General features: G+C 71.2%; 19 protein-coding genes. 12 read left to right on the forward strand and 7 right to left on the reverse strand.

Annotated elements, in window-relative coordinates:
- Positions 1 to 19 precede the first annotated feature (19 nt).
- The 5 genes from ACZ4TV_RS05490 (at position 20) to ACZ4TV_RS05510 (ending at position 6,885) form a co-directional block, all read left to right on the forward strand.
- Positions 20 to 2,011: a copper resistance CopC/CopD family protein gene (locus tag ACZ4TV_RS05490; RefSeq protein WP_468130961.1), complete on the forward strand. Its 1,992-nt coding sequence runs from the start codon at positions 20 to 22 to the stop codon at positions 2,009 to 2,011.
- Positions 1,936 to 3,294, forward strand: a complete 1,359-nt coding sequence (gene efeB / locus ACZ4TV_RS05495; RefSeq protein WP_468130963.1) for an iron uptake transporter deferrochelatase/peroxidase subunit — start codon at positions 1,936 to 1,938, stop codon at positions 3,292 to 3,294. The genes ACZ4TV_RS05490 and efeB overlap by 76 nt, the downstream gene beginning before the upstream one ends.
- A gap of 42 nt (positions 3,295 to 3,336) precedes the next feature.
- Complete coding sequence (gene pheA, locus ACZ4TV_RS05500) at positions 3,337 to 4,272, forward strand: prephenate dehydratase (protein ID WP_468130965.1); 936 nt, start codon at positions 3,337 to 3,339, stop codon at positions 4,270 to 4,272.
- Positions 4,273 to 4,798: 526 nt separating this feature from the next.
- Entirely contained in the window at positions 4,799 to 6,076 is a 1,278-nt protein-coding gene (gene serS / locus ACZ4TV_RS05505; protein ID WP_468130967.1) for a serine--tRNA ligase, read from the forward strand.
- Positions 6,073 to 6,885 (forward strand): HAD family hydrolase, encoded by an 813-nt coding sequence (locus ACZ4TV_RS05510; RefSeq protein WP_468130969.1) that lies wholly within the window; start codon positions 6,073 to 6,075, stop codon positions 6,883 to 6,885. Before serS ends, ACZ4TV_RS05510 begins: the two co-directional genes overlap by 4 nt.
- A gap of 152 nt (positions 6,886 to 7,037) precedes the next feature.
- Here the strand turns inward: ACZ4TV_RS05510 and ACZ4TV_RS05515 are convergent, their stop codons facing one another.
- The 5 genes from ACZ4TV_RS05515 to ACZ4TV_RS05535 form a co-directional block, all read right to left on the reverse strand.
- The gene (locus ACZ4TV_RS05515; protein WP_468130971.1) at positions 7,038 to 7,688 is read right to left on the reverse strand and encodes a rhomboid-like protein; all 651 of its coding nucleotides are present in this window, start codon (positions 7,686 to 7,688) and stop codon (positions 7,038 to 7,040) included.
- Positions 7,689 to 7,771: 83 nt separating this feature from the next.
- Positions 7,772 to 8,491 (reverse strand): ABC transporter permease, encoded by a 720-nt coding sequence (locus ACZ4TV_RS05520; RefSeq protein ID WP_468130973.1) that lies wholly within the window; start codon positions 8,489 to 8,491, stop codon positions 7,772 to 7,774.
- 15 nt (positions 8,492 to 8,506) lie between these two features.
- Positions 8,507 to 9,418 carry an ABC transporter ATP-binding protein gene (locus ACZ4TV_RS05525; RefSeq protein ID WP_468130975.1) on the reverse strand — a complete coding sequence of 304 codons (912 nt, stop codon included), beginning with the start codon at positions 9,416 to 9,418 and terminating at the stop codon, positions 8,507 to 8,509.
- The gene (locus tag ACZ4TV_RS05530; protein ID WP_468130977.1) at positions 9,415 to 10,302 is read right to left on the reverse strand and encodes an ABC transporter permease subunit; all 888 of its coding nucleotides are present in this window, start codon (positions 10,300 to 10,302) and stop codon (positions 9,415 to 9,417) included. The genes ACZ4TV_RS05525 and ACZ4TV_RS05530 overlap by 4 nt, the downstream gene beginning before the upstream one ends.
- A complete protein-coding gene (locus ACZ4TV_RS05535; RefSeq protein WP_468130979.1) occupies positions 10,292 to 11,281 on the reverse strand; it encodes an ABC transporter ATP-binding protein in 990 nt (329 codons plus the stop codon). Before ACZ4TV_RS05535 ends, ACZ4TV_RS05530 begins: the two co-directional genes overlap by 11 nt.
- Positions 11,282 to 11,497: 216 nt before the next feature.
- Here ACZ4TV_RS05535 and ACZ4TV_RS05540 point away from each other — a divergent pair, with 216 nt between their 5' ends.
- Genes ACZ4TV_RS05540 through ACZ4TV_RS05555 form a run of 4 tightly spaced genes read left to right on the forward strand, consistent with a single transcriptional unit; the run spans position 11,498 to position 16,008 of the window.
- On the forward strand, positions 11,498 to 12,367 hold the full coding sequence (locus ACZ4TV_RS05540) for a M24 family metallopeptidase (RefSeq protein WP_468130981.1): 870 nt from the start codon (positions 11,498 to 11,500) through the stop codon (positions 12,365 to 12,367).
- A complete protein-coding gene (locus tag ACZ4TV_RS05545; protein WP_468130983.1) occupies positions 12,364 to 14,163 on the forward strand; it encodes an SDR family oxidoreductase in 1,800 nt (599 codons plus the stop codon). The genes ACZ4TV_RS05540 and ACZ4TV_RS05545 overlap by 4 nt, the downstream gene beginning before the upstream one ends.
- Positions 14,160 to 15,065, forward strand: coding sequence for a metal-dependent hydrolase (locus tag ACZ4TV_RS05550; RefSeq protein ID WP_468130985.1), 906 nt, complete (start codon positions 14,160 to 14,162; stop codon positions 15,063 to 15,065). The genes ACZ4TV_RS05545 and ACZ4TV_RS05550 overlap by 4 nt, the downstream gene beginning before the upstream one ends.
- A 10-nt stretch (positions 15,066 to 15,075) precedes the next feature.
- The gene (locus ACZ4TV_RS05555) at positions 15,076 to 16,008 is read left to right on the forward strand and encodes a MerR family transcriptional regulator (protein WP_468130987.1); all 933 of its coding nucleotides are present in this window, start codon (positions 15,076 to 15,078) and stop codon (positions 16,006 to 16,008) included.
- Between the two features lie 133 nt (positions 16,009 to 16,141).
- Here ACZ4TV_RS05555 and ACZ4TV_RS05560 read toward each other — a convergent pair whose 3' ends face one another.
- Positions 16,142 to 16,939: an aquaporin gene (locus ACZ4TV_RS05560; protein ID WP_468130989.1), complete on the reverse strand. Its 798-nt coding sequence runs from the start codon at positions 16,937 to 16,939 to the stop codon at positions 16,142 to 16,144.
- Between the two features lie 131 nt (positions 16,940 to 17,070).
- Between ACZ4TV_RS05560 and ACZ4TV_RS05565 the strand changes: the two genes are divergently transcribed.
- From ACZ4TV_RS05565 to ACZ4TV_RS05575, 3 genes are all read left to right on the forward strand, one after another.
- Positions 17,071 to 17,610 (forward strand): RNA 2'-phosphotransferase, encoded by a 540-nt coding sequence (locus ACZ4TV_RS05565; protein ID WP_468130991.1) that lies wholly within the window; start codon positions 17,071 to 17,073, stop codon positions 17,608 to 17,610.
- A 144-nt stretch (positions 17,611 to 17,754) separates the two neighbouring features.
- The gene (locus tag ACZ4TV_RS05570) at positions 17,755 to 19,611 is read left to right on the forward strand and encodes an HSP90 family protein (RefSeq protein ID WP_468130993.1); all 1,857 of its coding nucleotides are present in this window, start codon (positions 17,755 to 17,757) and stop codon (positions 19,609 to 19,611) included.
- A complete protein-coding gene (locus tag ACZ4TV_RS05575) occupies positions 19,608 to 22,631 on the forward strand; it encodes a tetratricopeptide repeat protein (protein ID WP_468130995.1) in 3,024 nt (1,007 codons plus the stop codon). Before ACZ4TV_RS05570 ends, ACZ4TV_RS05575 begins: the two co-directional genes overlap by 4 nt.
- An 84-nt stretch (positions 22,632 to 22,715) precedes the next feature.
- On the opposite strand, the gene ACZ4TV_RS05580 is transcribed toward ACZ4TV_RS05575, so the two are convergent.
- Complete coding sequence (locus ACZ4TV_RS05580; RefSeq protein WP_468130997.1) at positions 22,716 to 23,621, reverse strand: LLM class flavin-dependent oxidoreductase; 906 nt, start codon at positions 23,619 to 23,621, stop codon at positions 22,716 to 22,718.
- Positions 23,622 to 23,687: the final 66 nt, after the last annotated feature.

A 23,687-nucleotide genomic window follows, 5' to 3' on the forward strand; every position in this document is an offset into this window, starting at 1 on the left:
ACCGAGGAACTCACACGCCATGACGGCCACCACCCCCTCCACGGCCCGCGCCGGTGCCACGGCATTCCTGCCACGGCTCGCGCTGGTCCTCGCAGCACTGCTGGCAACCCTGTTCACCGCGGCCTCACCGGCCACGGCGCACGCCGCACTCACCGCGAGCGACCCCAAGGACGGGGCGGTGGTCGCCACGGCCCCCGCCCAGGTCACGCTCTCCTTCTCGGAGCAGGTCGCCATGGGCGACGACTCCATCCGCGTCCTCGACCCCCAGGGCAAACGCGTGGACACGGGCGAGCTGCGCGACATGTGCAGCGGGAACACCATCCGCTACGGCACCGCCCTGCACGCCGGCCTGCCCAACGGCACCTACACCGTCGCCTGGCAGGCCGTCTCGGCCGACAGCCATCCGATCTCCGGTGCCTTCACCTTCTCCGTCGGCGCGCCCTCGGCCACCGCGGTCACCCTCCCCAGCTCTCAGGCGGGCGGCGGACCCGTCGGTATCGCCTACGGGATCGCCCGCTACGCCGCCTACGCCGGCTTCACCGTCCTCGTGGGCGGCGCCGCCTTCATCCTGCTGTGCTGGCGCCGGGGAGCCGCCGAACGGCCGCTCCAGAAGCTCGTCGTACGCGCCTGGGTCACCCTGACCGCCGCCACCCTCGCGATGCTGGTACTCCGGACCCCCTACACGGGGTCCGGGAAGTTCACCGACGCCTTCGACCTCAACGGGCTCAGGGCCGTCCTGGAGACCAAGACAGGCGCCTCACTGGTCTCGCGGCTGCTCCTGCTGGGTGCCGCCGCCCTCTTCGTCGCGGTCCTCTTCGGCGTCTACGCGCGCCGCCAGCAGGACGCCGAAACCGAGGCGGAGGCGAAGGAGACCAGCGACCTCACCTTCGGCCTGGCCATCGGCGGCGCCGTCGTGTCCGGCGGTATCGCCGCCACCTGGGCCCTGTCCGAGCACGCCTCCACCGGTGTCCAGCCCGGTATCGCCATGCCCGCCGACATCCTGCACCTGCTGGCCGTCGCCACCTGGCTCGGCGGTCTCGCGGCCCTGCTCGTCGCCCTCCACAAGGTTCCCGGGATCGAGCGCGCGGCGGTCCAGCGCTTCTCCCGGGTCGCCTTCGTCAGCGTCCTGGTGCTCGCCGTCACCGGCGTCTACCAGTCCTGGCGCCAGCTCGGCAGCTGGTCCGCCCTCACCGGCACCGAGTACGGACGGCTGCTGCTCCTGAAGGTCGGCCTGGTCGCCCTCCTCCTCGGCATCGCCTACCTGTCCCGGAAGTGGACCGCACGGCTCGGCGACGGCCACCCGGCCTCCGCCGGGCCGGCCTCGAAGGAGGTCGCCGAGGTGGGCGTCGAGGTGGGCGTCGCGCCCGATGTTTCACGTGAAACAGGCGCCGATGTTTCACGTGAAACAGAACCGCAGCACGTCGCCGTCCCCGCGGACCCGGAGCGTGCCGCCCAGCTCGCCCGCCAGCGTGCCGCCCGCCAGAGCGCGCGCGAGAAGCAGCTCCGCGACGCCGATCCGGACCGCGCCGGCCTGCGTCGCTCCGTCCTCGCCGAGGCGGGCGTCGCCGTGGTCCTTCTCGCCGTCACCACGGTCCTCACCAGTACCGAGCCCGGGCGCACCGTGGAGCAGGAGGCGGGCCGTGGCTCCACCGCCACCGCCGTCCCCGACCGCGCCGTCAAAATCACTCTGCCTTTCGACACAGGCGGCCAGAACGGCAAGGGGTCGATCCGGCTCGAACTCGACCCGGGCCGGGTCGGCGCCAACACCCTCCACCTCTGGGCCGACACCGGCGACGGCAAGCCCTTCGACCTCCCCGAGGTCAAGGTCGCCTTCACCCTCCCCGCCAAGGACATCGGCCCCTTGCCGCTCGTCCCCGACCAGGCCGGCCCCGGACACTGGACCTCTTCGGGCGTCCAGCTGCCGCTCGCGGGCGAATGGCGCATCGACGTGACCGTCCGTACCTCCGACATCGACCAGACCACTGTCCAGAAGACCGTGAAGATCGGCTGACCAGCGTGACCGAGAACAACCCCGACATCGAGATCTCCCGGCGCCGGCTGCTCGGCACCGTCGGCGCCGCGGGCGCCGCCGGACTCGCCCTCGGCGCCGCAGGCGGCGCCCTCGCGCACACCGCGCTCGCCGACTCCGGGAGCGGCTCCGCCCCAGGCGCCGCCGGAAGCCTGTCCTCCCTCGGCGCCACCCAGGTGCCCTTCCACGGAGACCACCAGGCCGGCATCACCACACCCCTGCAGGCCAAGGGACACCTGGTCGCCTTCGACCTCGCCACCGGGGCGGGCCGTACGGAGGCGGCCGCGCTGCTGCGACGCTGGTCCGACACCGCCCGGCGGCTCATGGCGGGCGAGACCGCAGGGACCTCGGACAGCGGTATCGCCCTCGATGCCGGTCCCTCCTCCCTCACCGTCACCTTCGGCTTCGGACATTCCTTCTTCGAGCGCACCGGCCTCACCGCTCGCCGCCCCACCGCCCTCGACCCGCTGCCGGACTTCTCCTCCGACCAGCTCGACGCCCGGCGCAGCAATGGCGACCTGTGGATCCAGATCGGCGCGAACGACGGTCTCGTCGCCTTCCACGCCCTGCGCGCGCTGCAGAAGGACGCCGGGGACGCCGCCAGCGTCCGCTGGCAGATGAACGGCTTCAACCGGTCCCCCGGCGCCACCGGCACCCCGATGACCGCCCGCAACCTCATGGGCCAGATCGACGGCACTGGCAATCCGAAGCCCTCGGAGTCCGACTTCGACAAGCGGATCTTCGTGCCCGGCGCAGGCCCAGGGCCCGCCGAGCACGCCTGGATGGCCGGGGGGTCGTACGCCGTCGTCCGGCGCATCCGCATGCTCCTCGACGACTGGGACAAGCAGTCCCTCACCCAGCAGGAGCAGGTCATCGGCCGTACCAAGGCCACCGGCGCCCCGCTCACCGGAGGCAGCGAGACCACCGAAATGGCGCTCGACAAGCTCGGCGCCGACGGCAAGCCCGTCATCCCGGCCAATGCCCACGCCCGGATCTCCGCTCCCGAGCAGAACGGCGGAGCCGCCATGCTGCGGCGCCCCTTCTCCTTCCACGACGGCATAGGCCCCGACGGCGCTCCCGACGCCGGGCTCCTCTTCGTCTGCTGGCAGGCCGATCCACTGCGTGGGTTCGTACCCGTTCAGCGCAAGCTCGACCGCGGCGACGCGCTGTCGGAGTTCATCCGCCACGAGTCCAGCGGCCTGTACGCGGTTCCGCCCGGCCCCCGCAGCGGTGAGTACGTGGGCCAGAGGCTGCTCGAAGGATGAACAGCAACCCGGTGGGCGGCACCCCGGCATTACGCTGATCGCATGTCAGCCACCCGCTTCACGTATCTCGGTCCCGAGGGCACTTTCACCGAGGCCGCCCTGCGCACCCTGCCGGAAGCCGCGACCCGGGAGCTCGTCCCGATGGTGTCGGTCCCGGCCGCCCTGGACGCCGTGCGCAACGGCGAGGCGGCGGCCGCCCTCGTCCCGATCGAGAACTCGGTGGAGGGCGGGGTCACCGCCACTCTCGACGAGCTGGCCTCGGGCGAACCGCTGATGATCTACCGCGAGGTGCTGCTGCCCATCGCCTTCGCGCTGCTCGTGCGGCCCGGGACCGCCCTGTCGGACGTCAAGACCGTCACCGGGCACCCGGTCGCCCAGCCCCAGGTGCGCAACTGGCTGCGCGCGAACCTGCCCGACGCGGTATGGGAGTCGGCCGCCTCGAACGCCGACGGCGCCCGGCTGGTCCAGGAGGGCCGCTTCGACGCCGCCTTCGCGGGCGAGTTCGCGGCTGCGACCTACGGGCTCGTCCCGCTGGTCACCGAGATCCACGACGCGGAGAACGCCGAGACCCGGTTCGTGCTGGTGGGACGCCCCGCGCGGCCGGCGGCGCCCACCGGCGCCGACAAGACCTCCGTCGTGCTGTGGCTCGGCGACGACCACCCGGGTGCGCTGCTTGAACTCCTCCAGGAATTCGCGGTCCGCGGCGTCAACCTGATGCTCATCCAGTCCCGTCCGACCGGGCAGGGCATCGGCAACTACTGCTTCGCCGTCGACGCCGAGGGCCACATCTCCGACCGGCGGGTCAGCGAGGCGCTCATGGGCCTCAAGCGGACCTGCCCCCAGGTCCGCTTCCTCGGGTCCTACCCGCGCGCCGGTGTCGCTCAGGGTGATGTCCGCGCGCCTCGGCCCGGCACCTCCGACGGGGACTTCACGGCCGCCTCCGACTGGCTGGGTCGCTGCCTCGACGGCCGGGCGTAGGGCGTCGTCCACTGTCCACAGAGTTATCCACAGGGCGAGATGGGGACCTGGGGACAAGTCGACAGAACGGCATGACAAGGTCGACAAATCGGTCGGGCGGCCCAGGTTTCGCGCTGGGGAGCGGGAGGTGAACGGTGTCACCCGCGCATCACCGATCAACTCTTTGGGGCGAGTCATTCCCACCCGAATGAGTGTGTGAGGGTGGTTTGAACCCTGATTCGCCTCGACCATCCGGCGGTCAGGAATGATCTATTCCTGTATCCACAGATGCAGCACACAGCCTGTGGATAAGCTGCCGGCCCGGGCAATTCCTGTGGACAAGAACTCTCTCCCGCCCTGCTCAGGCCTGCCCGGCGACCCGGCATTGTGCCCCTTTTCGGCGAATGGGACCGCTTTTATTGACGCGTCAAGAGGGATCACTTCCGGTCAGCCGCCAAGACTTATCCATTCGTTGCAATTGGGACATAGCGACACGCAGCGTGATATCGGTGTGATCCCAGGAACGCCAGCCCGGTAGCCTGGAGGGGTGATTGACCTCCGGCTGCTCCGTGAAGACCCTGACCGTGTCCGCGCCTCGCAGCGCGCCCGTGGAGAGGACGTCGAACTCGTCGACGCACTGCTCTCCGCCGACGAGCGCCGCAGGTCCTCAGGCATGCGCTTCGACGAACTGCGTAATGAGCAGAAGTCGCTCGGCAAGCTCATCCCGAAGGCCTCCCCCGAGGAGCGGGCCGAGCTGCTGAAGAAGGCCGAGCAGCTGAAGCAGGACGTCAAGGCCGCCGAGGCCGAGCAGAACGAGGCCGACGAGGCTGCCAAGCAGCTGCTCCTCCAGCTCGGCAACATCGTCCACGAGGACGTCCCGGTCGGCGGCGAAGAAGACTTCACCGTCCTGGAGACGCACGGCACCATCCGCGATTTCGCCGCCGAGGGCTTCGAGCCCAAAGACCACCTGGAGCTCGGCGAATCGCTGGGCGCCATCGACGTCGAGCGCGGCGCCAAGGTCTCGGGCTCGCGCTTCTACTACCTGACCGGTGTGGGCGCCCTGCTGGAGCTGGCGCTGGTCAACGCGGCCATCGCCCAGGCCACCGAGGCCGGCTTCATCCCGATGCTGACCCCGGCGCTGGTCCGCCCGCGCGCCATGGAGGGCACCGGCTTCCTCGGTCAGGCCGCGGAGAACGTCTACCACCTGGAGAAGGACGACTTCTACCTGGTCGGCACCTCCGAGGTCCCGCTGGCCGCGTACCACATGGACGAGATCATCGACGGTGAGAAGCTGCCGCTGCGGTACGCCGGCTTCTCCCCGTGCTTCCGCCGCGAGGCCGGTACGTACGGCAAGGACACCCGCGGCATCTTCCGCGTCCACCAGTTCGACAAGGTCGAGATGTTCTCGTACGTCGCGCCGGAGGACGCCGAGGCCGAGCACCAGCGGCTCCTGGAATGGGAGAAGCAGTGGCTGACCAGCCTGGAGCTGCCGTTCCAGGTGATCGACGTCGCCACCGGTGACCTGGGCGCCTCCGCCTCGCGCAAGTTCGACTGCGAGGCGTGGATCCCGACCCAGGGCAAGTACCGCGAGCTGACCTCCGCCTCGAACTGCGACAGCTTCCAGGCCCGCCGTCTGTCGATCCGCTACCGCGACGGCAAGAAGACCCAGCCGCTGTCCACGCTGAACGGCACGCTGTGCGCCGTACCGCGCACGATCGTCGCGATCCTCGAGAACCACCAGCTGGCCGACGGTTCGGTGCGGGTGCCGCCGGTGCTCCGTCCCTACCTCGGCGGCCGCGAGGTCCTGGAGCCGGTCACCAAGTGAGCCCGGCCCCGTTCCCGTACAAGCTCGTCGCGACCGATCTCGACGGCACGCTGCTGCGTGGCGACGGCACCGTCTCGGAACGCACCCGTGAAGCGCTCGTCGCGGCCACCGCGGCGGGCGCGGCGCACATCGTCGTCACCGGCCGGGCCGTGCCCTGGACCCGGCACATACTGGACGATCTCGGCTACGAGGGGATCGCCGTCTGCGGGCAGGGCGCGCAGGTCTACGACGCGGGTGCGCACCGTCTGCTGACCTCGGTGACGCTGGACCGGCAGCTGGCCGGTCTGGCGCTGTCGAAGCTGGAAGCCGAGGTCGGTCCGCTGGCCATCGCGGCCAGCCGGGACGGAGTGGACGGCGAGGTTCTGTTCGGGCCCGGATACCAGGGGCAGGAGGGCCTCCCGGCGATATACCTGGAGGACACCGCCGCGGTGTGGACGGCTCCGCTCAACAAGCTCTACATCCAGCACCCCGAGCTGGACGAGGACGCGCTCGTCCAGGTGGCCCGGCAGACCGTGGGCAGCCTGGTCGACATCGTGATGGCGGGCCCCGGCATCGTCGAGATCCTGCCGCTCGGGCTGACCAAGGCCACCGGCCTGTCGCTGGCGGCGCGCCGGCTGGGGGTGAAGGCGGCGGAGACGATCGCCTTCGGTGACATGCCCAACGACATCCCCATGTTCGGCTGGGCCGCGCACGGGGTCGCGATGGCCAATGCCCATGCCGAGCTCAAGACCGTGGCCGACGAGGTGACGAGCTCCAACGAGGAGGACGGCATCGCGGTGGTGCTGGAGCGTCTGCTCGGCGCCGCGTAACACGCCAGACGTACGAGGGTCCGGGGCAGCCCGCGCCAGAAGGCGCGCTCGAAGTGGCTGCCCCGGACCCTTTGTTGCTCCCCGCACGACTCACTCTGCCCCGGGCCGAAGTCCCGTACCAGCGAATTTCCGCGCATCAGCCGTGAGTCGTTTCACGGGGAACCAGCAGGTGTTTCACGTGAAACAAGGTGGCGGGTGAGCGGCCAGGCGAGCAGGCCGACGGCGAGTGCGATGGCGTGGCCGAGGTCGGTGAACGTGCCGCCGGTGGCGAGGGGGAGCCCGAAGAAGGCGACAGCTCCCACCAGGTAGATCCATCTCCAGGGCCGGGGAAGCCGGTAGGTGAGGACGCCGATGGCGGCCGCGAGCCCGTAGCTGACGCCGATGTCGACGACATGGGTCATGCTGCGCGGGGCGCGGTGGTCCTGGATGGCCATCAGCAGGACCTTCTGGCTGACCAAGGTGGCGACGACATGGGCGCTCGCCACGATCAGGAGCCAGCGCAAGGTGCCGAGCCAGCGTTCGACGGGGGCGTGGAACAGCTCGAAGAGCACGGCGTACAGCGCGAGCGAGGCCGGGTTCTCGATCCAGAACGCGCTGCTGAGCAGCGCGCGGACGGGATATTTGTCGAGCTGGTGAATATTGCTGCTGTTGCGGTGGAGCAGGACGTGCTCGATCCGATCGGGCGCGATCACGACGATGAGGCTCGTAACGGCGATGATCAGCAGCCAGATGTGCGTTCCGGGCGAGGAACGTATCCAGGACCGCAAGGGCCTGGACGGCTCCGGCTCGGTGGGCTCGATCATGCACCGATGATGACGCGCAAAGCTGTGCCCCGCCTGGCCGGTGGGCCGGGCGGGGCACGACTTCAAGGAGCGCTGGGGCGGGCTTACTCCTCGCCGGCCAGCGTGAGGCGGCGCAGCTTCTGACCTGCGTAGACGGTGGCGCCGACGGTGACCGCACAGAGCAGGACCGCCGCGGTGGGCAGGCCGACGGTGGCGTCGACGTACCCGTTCCCGGCGACCTTCTCGGCGAGGGCCAGAGCCCACTGCTGGACGCTGAGGGTCTTGGCGCCGGAGACCAGGCTGCCGAAGAGCGATTCCCAGATCAGGGCGTAGACCAGGCCGAAGACGACCGCGTGCCGGCTGACGGTGCCGAGCAGCAGGAACAGCGCGCTGTAGGCGATCGAGGCCACGAGGGCGGCGATGGTGTAGGCGACGGCGATCTGCTGACCGTTGCCGTTGAGGATGAATCCGGCGATCAGGGTGGGGATCGCCGAGAAGGCCATCGTGACGGCGATCGCCACGATCAGTTTGGTCATGATGATCGTCGGGCGCTTCACCGGCTTGGCGAGCAGGTAGACGATGGAGCCGTCGTCGATCTCGGGACCGATGGCGCCGGTGCCGGCGATGACGCCGATCAGCGGAACCATGGTGGCGAGGGCGAAGCCGCCGAGGAGGTCTGCGGCGACCTTGTCGTCCACACCGGCGAAGGCACGGACGGCGAGGGCGATGACGATCAGCAGGGCGGGCAGCGCGAAGAGGATCAGCGCGCGGCGCCGGCCGAGCAGGGCCCGGTAGGTGAGCCGGGCAACGGTGGGGTCGTACATGGGTGCCAGCTCCTTTCAGGCCGCGACGAGGTAGGAGAAGACCGACTCGAGGGACTCGTCGGAAGGCGAGACGGTCAGCAGTCGGATGCCGTGCTCACGGGCCACGCGGGGCAGCAGTTCCGTGAAGCGGCCGAAGTCGACGGCCTGGATGCGCAGCGCGCCTTCCTTCAGGTCCACCTCGATGCCGGCGGTGGACGGGTCGGCGATCAGGGCCGCGGCGAGGGCCCGGTCGTCGGAGGAGCGGACGAGGTAGCGGTGCGGGCGGTCCGTCATCAGGCGGCGGATCTTGCGGAAGTCGCCGGAAGCGGCGTGCCGGCCGGCCACGACCACCTCGATGTGCGAGGCGAGCTGCTCGACCTCCTCGAGGATGTGGGAGGAGAACAGGACGGTGCGCCCCTCGTCGCCCATGCGTCGCAGCAGGTCCATCAGCTGCATGCGCTGGCGCGGGTCCATACCGTTGAACGGCTCGTCCAGGAGCAGCACGGACGGTTCGTGGACGAGGGCGGACGCCATCTTCACGCGCTGGCGCATGCCCTTGGAGTAGGTCGAGATCTTGCGGTCCTGGGCGTACTCCATCTCGACTGTGGCGAGCGCCCGCTGGGCGGCCGCGTCGTCGAGGCCGTGGAGCTCGGCGTTCGCGACGACGAACTCCCGGCCGGTGAGGAAGTCGTACATCGCCTCGCGCTCGGGAACGACGCCCACCTGCTTGTAGATCTGCTCGTTGCGCCAGATCGGAGCGCCGTCGAGGGTGACGGTGCCTGTGGAGGGGGCGAGGAAGCCGCCCATCATGTTGATGAGGGTGGACTTGCCCGCTCCGTTGGGGCCCAGCAGTCCGGTGACGCCGGGGCCGATGCGCATGGTCACGTCGTTGACGGCGACGACGTTCCCGAACCAGCGGGAGGTGTGGTCGATGTCGATGGTGGTCACAGCCCGGCCTTCCGGTAGCGGGCCATCAGGGCGGCGTAGGAGCCGGCGATGAGGCCGAGGATGACGAGCAGGTACACGAAGCCGGTACCGGCCGAGGGGCCTTCGCCACCGGGGAAGGCGGAGGTGGCGTTGAGGAACGCGGTCTGCATGCCGTCGATCAGGGTGATGGGGGAGAACAGGCCCATCCAGTCGATGGCTCCGGAGTTCCCGGTGCTGTAGGCGATGCCCTGGACCGCGGTCACCGCGCCGTAGGGGATCAGGAGCACCGCGATGATGGCGGCGACGCCGAACCCCCGGCGCGGGGTGAGCGCGGCCATGACCAGGCCGAGGCCTGCGAAGAGCAGCGACAGCAGCAGAACCGACACGAGTCCCTGCCCGAATCCCTTGGTCTGGTCGGCGAAGTCGAACTTCGCCAGGAGCGCGCCGATCCACATGATCAGGAGCGGGGTCGCGGTGAGGATGAACAGGGCCGAGGCCATGGCCGCGTACTTGGCCACGACGTAGTCGACGCGTTCGATGGGCCGCGAGAAGTAGAGCGGCACCGTCTTGAAGCGCAGGTCCCGCGATACGGATTGCGGCGCCTGGGAGGCGAGGTAGAGGCCGATGACCACCTGGGTGGTCAGGGCGTACGTCGTGTACTTGATCGGCAGATCGGTGGAGCCGGGCACCGCGATGGCGATCGCGACGATGATCAGCGCGGGGACGCACATCACCGCGAAGAGGATCATCGGGAGGACCTTGGACTTGGCGGACCGGCCGAGTCCGTAGGCGCCGCGCAGGGACTGCGAGAACAGCGACTTGCGGGCGTAGGCACGGCCGAGCCGGGGTCCGTCGTAGGACCGGTAGCCGATGTTGTGGATCTGGGTCGAGGTGTCAGGCGCCATCGGAACCGGCTCCCTTCTGCTGGACGGTGTGGGAGGGCTGGTCGTCGTCGCGGAAGACCTCCGCGATGTGGTGGCGGCGCTGTTCCATGCGGACCAGGCCGATGCCCAGGTCGGCGACGGTGTCGCGGACGGTGTCGTAGGTGTGCTCGCCGGTGGCCTCGACGAGGAGGATGTGGCCGGCGCCGGGCAGGCCCTGCTCCCCGCCCTCGTGCAGGGTGACGCCCGCCTCGCTGAGCGCCTTGCGCAGGGCGGCGGTGCCGTCGGGGTGGGTGTCGGAGTCGGTGACCTCGACCGCGAGGGTCGTGGTGGTCTGGGTGAAGTCGCTGGTGGAGCTGGAGCGCAGCAGCTTGCCGCCGTCGACGACCACCACGTGGTCGCAGGTCCGCTCCAACTCGCCGAGCAGGTGGGAGGTGACGAGGACGGAGATGCCGAAGTCCGTGTAGACGCGGCGGATCAGGCCGAGCATCTCGTCACGGCCGACCGGGTCCAGGCCGTTGGTCGGTTCGTCGAGGAGGACCAGCTGGGGGTCGTGGACGAGCGCCTGGGCGAGTTTGACGCGCTGCTTCATACCGGTGGAGTAGCCGCCGATGGGGCGGTAGCGCTCCTCGTACAGCCCGACGTGGCGCAGGGTGTCGGCGGTGCGCTCACGGGCCGCGGTGGGCGGCAGCCCTGACATGCGCGCCATGTGGACGACGAACTCGGTGGCCGAGACGTCGGGTGGCAGGCAGTCGTGCTCGGGCATGTAGCCGACGCGTTCACGGATGGCGCTGCCATGCGTATGGACGTCGAGGCCGAGCACGGCGGCGCTGCCCTCGGTAGCGGGGGACAGTCCCAGCAGAATTTTGATCAGCGTGGACTTGCCGGCTCCGTTGGCACCCACGAGGCCGGTCACACCAGGCCCGATGTCCAGGGAGAGCCGGTCGAGGGCGGTCACTCGGGGGTACCGCTTGCTCAGGCTTTCGGTCGCGATGACAGTCACGGGTTCGACGTTAGTGGCGCGCCACGCGCGAAACGTCAGACCTGGAGCTGGATCCCGTCTCAGCCTTCCGGCGTACATACCCGTACTGGAGGCTGATGTGGCCCCGACAACTTTGTCCACAGGTCCGTGCACGACCCTTGACGTGATCTCCGGTCATTGTCACATTCATCAGTGTCAAGTTACGGGCGCGTACGGCTATACGGATGGACGGCTGACATGGCTGGGGACACCAAGCAACGCACCGCGCGACTCTCCGCACGGCTCTGCGCCGATCTGAGCGGCTTCAGGGAGGTACAGCGCCTCGCGTACGAGTGCGCCGAGGCCGTCGCGGCCCAGCTGCGGCCGGGGGTGACCGAGCGCGAGGCCGCGCGCATGCAGCGCGCATGGCTGCGCGAGCGTGGGGTGCGCGACTGGTTCCACCTGCCGTTCGCCTGGTTCGGGGACCGCACCGCCTTCGCGAACTTCAGGATTCCGCTGCAGTTCTTCCCGACCAACCGGAAGCTGGAGCCGGGGATGCCCTTCATCCTCGACATGGCACCGGTCTTCAAGGGCTACACGGCCGACATCGGTTACTCGGGCAGCCTCGGGCTGAATCCGGTGCAGGACCGGCTCATGTCCGATCTTCAGGCGCACCGCGTGCTGATCCTGGAACAGGTGCGGGAGGGCCGCTCCCTGCGCGAGATCTACGAGAACGTCGAGCGGCTGATGAACCGGCAGGGGTACGCCAACCGGCACCGCGCCTACCCCTTCGGCGTGATCGCGCACAAGATCGACCGGGTCAAGGAACGGCGCTGGTCCCCGACCGCGTTCGGATTCGGCACCCAGGCCCTCAAGGGACTGGCCAGTGACGCCCTGCACGGACACCGTGAGGGCTGGTCCCCGCTGTGGAGCCCGTACCACTTCTCCGACCACCCGCCGCAGCCCGGCCTGTGGGCGGTGGAACCACATCTGGGATTCCGGGGCACCGGCGCGAAGTTCGAGGAGATCCTGGTCGTCACCGACTCCCGGGACCCCGAGGAGAGCGCGTTCTGGCTGGACGACGACCTGCCGCACGTGCGGCGCTGGGCCGAGGAGAAGGCAGCATGAGCGCCATGACCGGCAAGAGCGGAGCAGGAGTGACGGGGCTGGCGGGTGCGCGCGAGCGCTGGGTGAGCACCGGAGGGATCGAGCTGTGCGTCGTCGAGCTCGGCGAGGCGGACCGCCCGACCGTGCTGCTGGTGCACGGCTACCCGGACAGCAAGGAGGTCTGGTCGGAGGTCGCCGAGCGGCTCGCCGCTCGCTTCCACGTGGTGCTCTACGACGTACGCGGCCACGGGCGCTCCACCGCGCCGCAGCCGCTGCGCGGTGGCTTCACCCTCGAGAAGCTGACCGACGACTTCCTGGCGGTGGCGGACGCGGTCAGCCCCGACCGGCCCGTGCATGTGGTCGGCCACGACTGGGGCTCCGTACAGGGCTGGGAGTTCGCGACGGTCGGCCGCACCGAGGGGCGGATCGCCTCCTTCACCTCGATGTCGGGACCCTCCCTCGACCACTTCGGGCACTGGATCAAGAAGCGGATGGCGCGGCCCACCCCGCGCGCGGCGGCGCAGCTCCTCGGCCAGGGAGCCAAGTCCTGGTACGTCTACATGCTGCACACCCCCGTGCTGCCGGAGCTCGCCTGGCGCGGGCCGCTCGGCAAGCGGTGGCCCGCGATCCTCCAGCGCGTCGAGAAGGTTCCGGCCGGCTCCTACCCGACGGCCTCGCTGCCTTCGGACGCGGCGCACGGCGCCTGGCTCTACCGCGACAACGTGCGGCCGCGGCTGCGTCGGCCGCGCCCCGACGCGTACGCCCACGTACCGGTGCAGCTGATCACCCCGACCGGGGACGCCTTCTTGTCCGAGCGGCTCTACGACGGCCTGGAGCGGTGGGCCCCTGACCTGTTGCGGCGGACCCTGCCCGCCAAGCACTGGGTTCCCCGGACCCGGCCCGACCAGTTGGCCGCCTGGATCACCGAGTTCGTCACCGCCCGGGAGGAACCGGCCACTCGGGTACCGGAGCGCAAGGCCGCGGCCAGGTACGCCGACCGCTTCGGCGGGCAGCTGGTCCTGGTCACCGGCGCGGCCAGCGGCATCGGCCGGGCCACCGCCTTCGCCTTCGCCGAGGCCGGGGCCCGGGTGGTGGCCGTCGACCGCGACGCCGAAGGCGCGGCGCGCACGGCCGACATGGCCCGCCTCGTCGGCGCCTCCGAGGCTTGGGCCGAGTGCGTGGACGTCAGCGACGAGCAGGCGATGGAGAAGCTCGCGGCGAAGGTCGCCGCCGAGTACGGGATCGTGGACGTCCTGGTCAACAACGCCGGGATCGGCCTGTCCGGAGCCTTCCTCGACACCAGTGCCGAGGACTGGAAGAAGGTCCTGGACGTCAATCTGTGGGGCGTCATCCACGGCTGCCGCATCTTCGGGAAGCAGATGGCCGAGCGCGGCCAGGGCGGGCACATCGTCAACACCGCCTCCGCCGCGGCCTATCTGCCCTCCAGGACCCTGCCCGCCTACAGCACGTCGAAGGCCGCGGTGCTGATGCTGTCGGAGTGCCTGCGCGCGGAACTGGCCTCGAGGTCGATCGGTGTCTCCGCGATCTGCCCCGGCATCGTCAACACCAACATCACCACCACCTCGCGCTTCGCCGGGGTGGACGAGGCCGAGGAGAAGCGCCGTCAGGAACGCTCCTCACGCCTGTACGGGCTGCGCAACTTCCCGCCGGAGAAGGTCGCGGACGCGATCCTGCGGGCCGTCGTGCACAACGAGGCCGTCGTACCGGTGACTCCGGAATCCAAGGGCGCGCTGTGGCTGTCCCGCTACGCCCCGCGCACCCTGCGGCGGCTCGCGAGGCTGGAGCCCAAGCTGTGAGCGGGACCTCGTACCCGATCAGTCCGCGCCGGGTGGCCTTCGACTGGAAGAGCACCCCGCTGCACTGGATACCGGACGAGCCCACCGCCACCCACGTCATCAACGTGCTGCACCTGCTGCTGCCCGCCGGGGAGCGATGGTTCGTGAAGGTCTTCAAGGAGGGTCTGCCGCTGGTCACGGACCCCGGACTGCGCAGTGACGTCAAGGGGTTCATGGGCCAGGAGGCCACGCACAGCGTCCAGCACTCCTACGTACTGGACCACCTGGCCGAGCAGCGGCTGCCGACGGAGGCGTACACGAGGTACGTGGACTTCCTCTTCGAGAAGCTGCTCGGGGAGAGCCCGCCCTTCGGAGCGCCCGTCACGGCGCAGGAGTGGCTGCGCTTCCGGCTCGCGCTGGTCGCCGCGATCGAGCAGTTCACGGCGGTCCTCGGGGACTGGGTGCTGCGCGCGGAGGGGCTCGACCGGGCAGGGGCGGACGGGATCATGCTGGACCTGTTGCGCTGGCACGGCGCGGAGGAGGTGGAGCACCGCTCCGTCGCCTTCGACATGTACCAGCACTGCGGGGGAGCCGGCCTGCCCCGCTACGCGCGGCGCATCGAGGGGATGGTCGTGGTCGCGCCCGTGCTGGCGTGGCTGTGGGTGTGGGGAGCCTCCTACCTCATACGCAACGACCCGGAACTGGGCGGCCGGCTGCGCTATTCGCTCCGCGCGCACAACCGGGCGGTGGCCAAGGGACTGCTGCCCACGTGGAGAGAGCTCGGCACGGCCATACCCCGCTACTTCCGGCGGTCGTACCATCCCTCGCAGGAGGGCTCGCTGCGCAGGGCGGTCGAGTACCTCGCGGCTTCACCTGCCGCCCGGGCCGCGGCGGGCGCGGTCGGCCGAGCCGCGATGTCGTAGGGAGCCGGGATTGTCCGATCAGGCGGTAGCCGAGTACCGGATCGAGGATCTGGCGCACCACAGCGGGGCGACGGTGCGCACGATCCGGGCGTACCAGGACCGCGGTCTGCTGCCGAAGCCGGAGCGGCGCGGCCGCTCCAACGTCTACCGGGACACGCATCTGGCACGACTGCGCCAGATCGCGGACCTGCTGGACCGCGGCTACACGCTGGCCTCCATCAAGGAACTGCTGGAGGCCTGGGACGCAGGGCGCGGACTGGGCGGCGTACTGGGACTGGTGGCCGAGGTGCACGGGCCGTGGACCGACGAGGAGGCGGCCCGGATCAGCCGGGAGGAGCTGAACGAACGGTTCGGCGGGCGGCCGGACGACGACGCGGTGACCGAGGCGTGCGAACTGGGCGTGCTGGAGCGGATCCCGGGGCGCCCGGACCAGTTCCTGGTGCCCTCCCCGCAGGAGCTGGCGGTGGCCGCCGAGCTGTACGCGGCCGGGGTGCCGCTGTCGGCGATCACCGGGCACCTGCGGGAACTGCGCGGACAGGTGGAACACATCGCCTCGCGGTTCCTGGAGTTCACCACCGAGCACGTCTTCGCGCGTTACCTCGGCCAGGTTCCGCCCACGGACGCGGACGCGGCGGAGGCCGCGACGATGGTGCGGCGGCTGCGGCCGCTGGCCCAGCAGACCGTGGACGCGGAGCTGGCGCGGGCGATGCGGCTCTTCGCGACCCGGCATCTGCAGCGGCACCTGGGGGCGGCCGGCGCACCGCAGCCGGCGGGGGCCTCGACGGTGGCATTGCCGGCCGGGACGGTACGGGCGGTGCAGGAGCTGGTGGGCGCCGACAACGTGGCGGAGTTCGTCCGGGCCGCGACGGAGCGGGAGCTCCAGGCCCGGACGATGAACGATCTGGCGCGCCGGGGCGACCGCTGGCGCGGGGGCGATCGGTAGCGCCGGGCGACCGGCTCCGTCCCGTCGGGCTTATTCCACAGGTTCCACAGGGCGGATCACGCGTTTGCCGTCAAAACCCACCCAAACGGCTGTGGACAAGTACCCCTCGCCTGTGGGCAACTGAGGCCGCGTCTCAGCCAATGGTCTCGTACGCCGCCTTGGCGGGGCTCGCCGCGTCCACCGGCCCGGTCTCGGGCAGGGCCGCCGGGAGGGTCACCTCGACCGGCTCGGGCTTCGCGGTCCGGGTGGCCCGGGTCCCGTACAGGAAGGCGGCCAGGGCCAGGCCGAGGATCCCGCCGATCAGCTGGGCGGCGACGAATCCGGGCAGCGACTGCGGGGCTATGCCGGTGAAGGAATCGCTGAAGCTGCGCCCGATGGTGCCGGCCGGGTTGGCGAAGGAGCCGGACGAGGTGAACCAGATCGCGGCGGCGATGTAGGCCGCCACCGCCGCCGGGATGAGCCTGGGGCGCCCGATGCGCCCGAGGCCCTGGATCACGAGGACGAGACCGGCGGTGGCGACCACCTCGCCGATCAGCAGGTGACCGCCGTCGCGCACCTGGGTGGCGAAGGTCCCCGGGGTCCGGCCGAACATGGCCTCCGCGAGGCAGGCACCGCCGATGGCCCCCGCGGTCTGGGCCGCGGCGTAGACGAGCGCCTCCCGGCCGCCGAGCCCCTCGCCGCCGGTGCGCCGGGCCCACCAGGAGGTGAGGGTGACCACCGGGTTGAGATGGGCGCCGGACAGCGGCCCGAAGAGGGTGATGATCAGCCCGAGGCCGATGGCCGAGGCGAACGAGTTGGCGATGAGGGCGACGCCGGTGTCACGGCTGAGCTCGGCGGCCTGGAGTCCGGAGCCGATCACGACCACGAGCAGACCGGCGGTACCGATCAGCTCGGCAGCCGCACGGCGTGGAAGAGAGGTACGGGCTGTCATGGTTTCTCCCCCTGAACAGAAGTGTCAGCGGAAAATATATTCCGCATCTTGGAATAGCGATAGAGGGCATCCAGCACTGGGCAGCGCGAAAATCCCTGCCGCGCGACCGCCCGACCGGGCACGCTGGGGTCATGGATGAAAGACGCGCCGTGAAGGTGTCGAAGTACGTCTCGAAACACCTGCGCCACCAGCCGGAACGGATCGGACTGGTGCTCGATCCGCAGGGCTGGGTGGAGATCGACGACCTGCTGCACGCGGCTGCCGCCCACGGCTTCCGCTTCAGCCGCGCCGAGCTCGATCACGTGGTCGCCGCCAACGACAAGCAGCGGTTCGCCGTCGACGGCACCCGCATCCGGGCCAGCCAGGGGCACACCGTCGCCGTGGATCTGGGCCTTCCGGAGGCCGAACCACCCACGTACCTCTACCACGGCACCGTCGCCGCCGCCCTGGACGCGATCCGCGCCGAGGGCCTGCGCCCGATGGCCCGCCACCATGTGCACCTGTCCCCCGACCGGGAGACCGCGACCCGCGTCGGCGCACGACGCGGCCGGCCGGTCGTGCTCGCCGTGGACGCCGGGGCGATGCGTGCGGCCGGGCACGTCTTCCGGGTCAGCGCCAACGGGGTATGGCTGGTGGACGCCGTACCGCCGCAGTTCCTGCGCTTCCAGTAGCGCTTCACCGCGTGCTGTCAGGGGCGCCCGAATTCACGCGGAGATTGTCGGACCATCCCCCTAATGTGTGTCCCACTCCGGGATCCGTGAGGGGGGACCTCGCGATCACCGAACCATCCGTGCATGTACGCGAGGTGACGCCCTATGACGTCCACACCCCACAGCTTCCAGGTCGATCTGCGCGGCCTGGTGGATCTCCTCTCCCACCACCTCTACTCCAGCCCGCGCGTCTACGTCCGCGAGCTCATGCAGAACGCGGTGGACGCGGTCACCGCCCGCCACGCCCTCGACCCGGAGGCGGAGATCCGCATCCGGCTCTCGGCGTCCGGCGGCCGGGTCACCATCGAGGACAGCGGCATCGGTCTGACCGCCGCCGAGGCCCACTCCCTCCTCGCCACCATCGGCCGCAGCTCCAAACGCGGCGGCGGTACCGCTGATGAGATCCGCGGCCTGGAGGCCACCCGTGGGGAATTCCTCGGCCAGTTCGGCATCGGACTGCTCGCGTGCTTCGTCGTGGCCCGCCAGATCCGCGTCGTCACCCGCTCCGCCCGCGACCCCGACGCGGCGCCCGTCGAATGGCTGGCCACGGACGACGGTTCCTACACCGTCCGCGAACTGCCCCACGAGGCACGCCGGGAGCCCGGCACCACCGTGGTCCTGGAAGCCCGCCCGGGCGCCGCGGAATGGACCGTCCCGGCCACGGTCGAACAGCTGGCCCGCGACTACGGCTCCCTGCTGCCGTACGCCATCACCTTCGACGACGGCGAGGGCGGCGGGCCGCGCCCCGTCACCGACCGGCCCGCCGTGTGGGACCGGCCCTTTCCCACCCCCGCCGCCCGTCGCGCCGCGCTCGCCGGGCACTGCGCGCAGCTCTTCGGCTTCACCCCGCTGGACAGCATCGACCTCGACCTGCCGGTCGCCGGCGTGCGCGGCGTGGCGTACGTCCTTCCCGAGCCGACCAGCCCCGCCCACCGGGCCGGACACCGCGTCCACCTCAAGGGCATGCTGCTGACCGACCGGGCCGACAACCTGCTGCCGGACTGGGCGTTCTTCGTCCGCGCCGTCCTCGACACGGACACCCTGCGGCCCACCGCCTCGCGCGAGAACCTGTACGACGACGAGACCCTGTCCGCCGTACGGGACGCCCTCGGCGCCCGCGTCCGCGGCTGGCTCGCCGAGCTCGCGGCGAGCGAACCGGACCGCCTGGCCGCCTTCCTGCGCGTCCACCACCTCGGTGTGAAATCCATGGCCCGGCACGACTCCGAACTGCTCGGGCTGATGCTGCCGTGGCTGCCGTTCGAGACCAGCGACGGCTCGATGAGCCTGCAGGAGTTCGCGGCCGCCCACACGGACATCCACTTCACCCGCACCGTCGAGGAGTTCCGCCAGATCGCGCCGATCGCAGCGGCCCACGGCCTCGGCGTCATCAACGCCGGTTACACCTACGACGCGGACCTGCTGGCCCTGCTGCCGGCCGTACGGCCGGAGCTCAAGGTCACCGAGCTGGACGCCGGAGCCGTCACCGAGCGGCTCGACCCGGTGCCGACCGCCGCCGAACTCGAGCTCGCCCCCTTCCTGGCCACCGCGCGCACCCGACTGGAACCCCAGGGCTGTGACGTGGTGCTGCGCGCCTTCCAGCCCGTCGCCGTCCCCGCGCTCTACCTCGACGACCGCCAGGCCCGCCAGGAGCGGGACCGCACCGCCGCGCTGGAGAGCGCCGACTCCCTGTGGAGCGGCATCCTCGGCGCGCTGCGGGGCTCCGCGCCCCGCGCCCGTCTGGTCCTCAACCACAACAACCCGCTGATCCGGCGGATCTCCGCCCTGCCCGACGAGGCGCTGACCGGCACCGCCGTCGAATCGCTGTACGGGCAGGCCCTGCTGATGTCCCAGCGACCCCTGCGCCCCGCCGACTCCACCCTGCTCAACCGGGCCTTCCTCGGACTCCTGGAATGGGCGACGCACTCCACCGATGCCCGCGACGCCCAGGAGGACCAGAAGTGACGACGCTGACGCGCGAGGAGATCGTGCGGGGCCTGGCCGAGAACCGCGAATCACCGAACGGCGCCGCGCGCAACGCGCACGCCGAGGCCCTGGCCGGCGCCGCCGAGGCGAACGGTGACCGGGCCCTGTTCCGCGAGGCCCTGGACAACCTGATCAACGCCTATCTCTACAGCTCCGAGTCACCGAAGATCCTAGTGCCCTTCGCCCGGCTGCTCCAGGAGTACGACAAGGACCCGGGCGCCTTCTCCGAATGGGAGGCGCACTCGCTGTTCTGGCAGTTCAAGTGGGTGGCCACGGCCATCTCCGACTCGCCGGGGATTGCGTTGGAATCGGCCGTCGGCTGGCTGGAGGAGATGGAGCGCCGCTACCGGATCGCGGGCTACAGCGAGCGGCCCGTGCGCGAGGCCGAGCTGTGGCTCGCCCATGCGATCGGCGAGGACGAGCGCGCCGACCGGGCGTTCCGGCGCTGGCTGGCCGCGGAACGCGACGACATGACCGACTGTCAGGCCTGCGAACTCAACGGCCAGGGCCAGTACGCCGTGCTCCAGGGCGAAGACGCCGAGGCCCTGGAGCTGTGGCAGCCGGTGCTCGCGGGGGAGCTGACCTGCGCCGAAGAGCCGCACCGGGTACTCGCCACCTCGCTGCTGCCGCTGCTGCGGCTCGGCCGGGCCGACGAGGCGCGCTCGAACCACCTGCGCGGCTACCGCATGGCTCGCGGCAACGAGAGCCTGCTGCCCTCGGTCGGCAAGCACATCGAGTTCTGCGCGCTCACCGGCAACGAGTCGCGTGGCCTGGAGATCCTGGCCGAACACGCCGCCCAGGTGGGTCCGCTCGCCAATCTCGACGACCGGCTGGCCTTCCACGGCGGCATCCTCGTGCTGCTGCGCCGCCTGGAGGAGCTGGGACACGGCCACATCCCGGCCGTCCCCTACGACGGAAGCCCCCGCACGGTCCGCGAGCTGTACGAGGTGCTGTACGCGGACTGCCTCGACATCGCCCGGCAGTTCGACGCGCGCAACGGTACGAGCCGGGTCTCGGACCGGTTCCTCGCGCGGGTGGGCCGGGAACCGCTGGTGGACGACCTGCCGCTGGGGGTGCGTACCGCGGAGCTGCCGCAGGGCGGGGCCGTCAGGGGCGGAGCCGCCTCCGCCGTGCCCGGGCCGGTCGTGGCGCCCACCGGATTCACCGAGCTGGTGGAGCGGGCCCGGCACGCCCGCGACCTCGGGCATCCGGGTGCGGACGCGCTGTGGGCCGAGGTGGCCGTACGGGCGGACGCGCAGCCGGAGCCCGATCCGCTGGTCCTCGCCGACCTCGCGGACCAGCGGGCCATGGCAGCCGCGCGGCGCGGGGCCGAGGAGGCGCCGGAGCTGCTGACCGCGGTCCGGGACGGCTACCGGGCACTCGGCAGGCCGGAGCGCGCCGCGCTCGCGGAACTGCGGCTGGCCAGCGTGGCCGCGCAGTCCGGGGCCGCGCCCGCGGAGATCCGGGAACTGCTCCGGGTCGCCCTGCGGGCCGCGGAGGGACTGGACGGCGCCGAGCCGCTGCGGGCACGGCGGATCGCGCTCGCGGAACTGTCGGCGATCCGCGTCGAGTCGTACCTGCGCTCGGTCGAAGAAGCGGCCGGCGCGGACGGGCACGAGCAGGGCCACGGGCACGAGCAGGGCCACGGCCATGGCCATGGCCACGGCCACGGCCAGGACCACGGTCATGGCGAACTCGTCGCGGAGCTGACCGCCTTCGTATCGGCCTACGAGGGCACGCTGGCGGACCTCGTGGCAGAGGCCGAGGAGATGCTCGGCCGGGTCGCCCTGACACAGGGAGACCCCGAACGGGCGGTGCCCCTGCTGGCGGCATCCGCCGCGCGGGCCGTGGCGGCGGGCCGGCCGTGGCAGGCCGTGGATCCGCTGGTGCTGCGGGCCGGGGTGCTGATGTCCCTGGACCGGCCCGAGGAAGCCGAGGAGGCGGCGCGGTCCGCGTGGGAGCACGCGGCCGAACTGACCGACGCCGAGGCGCAGGGCGCCGTACGGCTGACCCTCGCCGACATCCTGCTGCGACGGGGTGACGCCGCGGCGGAGGCCGCGGCGCACGCGCTGGCGGCAGCCCACTGGTTCGACCGGGCCGGCCTCAGCGCCGACGGCGGTGCGCAGGCCCGGCTGTTGCTGGCCCGGGCGTACGCGAGGGAGGGCCGGGCCGCCGAGGCAGCGGAGGTGCTGCAGTCGGCGCTGCCGGATCTGCTGGAGCACGGCGACCAGCAGGCGGTCTTCGTACGGGAGTTCCTGGGCGATCTGCTGCGTGGGCTGAACGAGCTCCGGGCGGCGGCAGAGCAGTACCTGCTGGCGGCGGAGGTGACCAGGGGCTGGGAGGATCCGCGCCCGCAGGCGAGTCTCGCGCAGTCGGCCGCCGACACCCTGGCCGACGCGGGGCTGGCCGCGGAGGCGGTCGCCGCCTACGAGCGGGGCCTGGAGCTGCACCGCCTGACGGGCCGGGCCCCGGTCGCCGAGGTGCGTGTCCTGCGCTCCCTGGCCTGGCTGGGCCTGCGGGAGGAGGTCACCGCCGAGGGGGTGACGCGGGCCCGGTCGCGGATGGACGAGGCCGCCGAGGTGCTGGCGGCCGCTCTGGCCGCGGAGCCCGGGGCTCCTGAGCTGCGGTCCGAACTCGCCCAAACCTGGCACCAGCTGGCGCAAGTGCTCGACCGGTACGTCAACACGAACGAGGACGTCCACGACTCCGCCCGGTTGAGCCACGCGGAGGTGGACGCGCTGCGCCTGGAGGAGATCGAGCTGTGGGACCGGGCCGCCCGGACCTATGGCGATCTCGGCCCCGATCATCTGCGGGACCGGTTCCAGTGCCTGAACAACGCGGCCTGGACGGAACAGGAGCGGGGCGACGTGGGCGCGGGCGCCGCGCGCGTCTGCGCGCTGATCGACGAGGCCCGGGCGCTGGCCGAGGGCGACGCGCCCGACTGGCTGCTGCCGTCGGCGCAGCGGCTGCTCGCGCAGCTGACCGACACGACACCGTAGGGCCCGCGTCGGTCGTCGCCGCTTCCTCCCGGAAGCGGCGGCGACCGGTGGGTCAGACGACCGGCGGCTCAGACGACCGGCGGCTCAGCCGTCGAGCTGGGCCAGGGCCTCGGTGGCGATCTTCTCGAAGACGGCCTCGTCGGCGGCGAAATCCGAGTCGGGGATCGGGGCGTGGATCACCAGCTCGGTGAAGCCCAGCTCGCGGTGGCGGCCGGCGAAGTCGACGAACGCGTCCAGGGACTCCAGCACGGTGTTGGCCTCGGGCGTGAAGCCGGTCAGCAGGATCTTCTCCATGGGCTCGGCGTCCCGCCCGACCTCCGTGAGGGCCTTGTCGAGCCGTTCGAGCTGCCCGCGCATGGCCTCCAGGGACTGCTCGGGCGTGCCGTCCTCGAAGAGCTTCGGGTCACCCGTGGTCACCCAGGCCTGGCCGTGCCGGGCGGCGAGCCGCAGGCCGCGCGGACCGGTCGCCGCGACCGCGAACGGCAGCCGCGACCGCTGCACACAGCCGGGGATCGTGCGGGCCTCCTCGGCGGAGTAGAAGGTGCCTTCGTGGGTCACCGAGCCCTCGGTCAGCAGCTGGTCCAGCAGCGGCACGAACTCGGCGAAGCGGTCGGCACGCTCACGCGGAGACCAGGCCTCCTGGCCGAGCGCGGTCGCGTCGAAGCCGTTGCCGCCGGCGCCGATGCCCAGGGTGATCCGCCCTCCGGAGATGTCGTCCAGGGTCATGAGCTCCTTGGCGAGGGTCACCGGGTGGCGGAAGTTCGGCGAGGTGACCAGCGTGCCCAGGCGCAGCCGCTCGGTGACGGTGGCCGCCGCGGTCAGGGTGGGCAGCGCACCGAACCACGGGCCGTCGCGGAAGGTCCGCCAGGACAGGTGGTCGTAGGTGTAGGCGGTGTGGAATCCGAGCTGCTCAGCCCGGAGCCACTGGTCGCGGCCCCCCTCGTTCCATCGACGTACCGGAAGGATCACCGTGCTCAGACGCAGACTCATGCGTCGAGCCTACGGTGAGCCGATGTTTACGTGAAACATCGCCGTTTCACGTGAAACATCGCCCAC

The sequence above is a fragment of the Streptomyces sp. NPDC028910 genome, assembly GCF_055564955.1.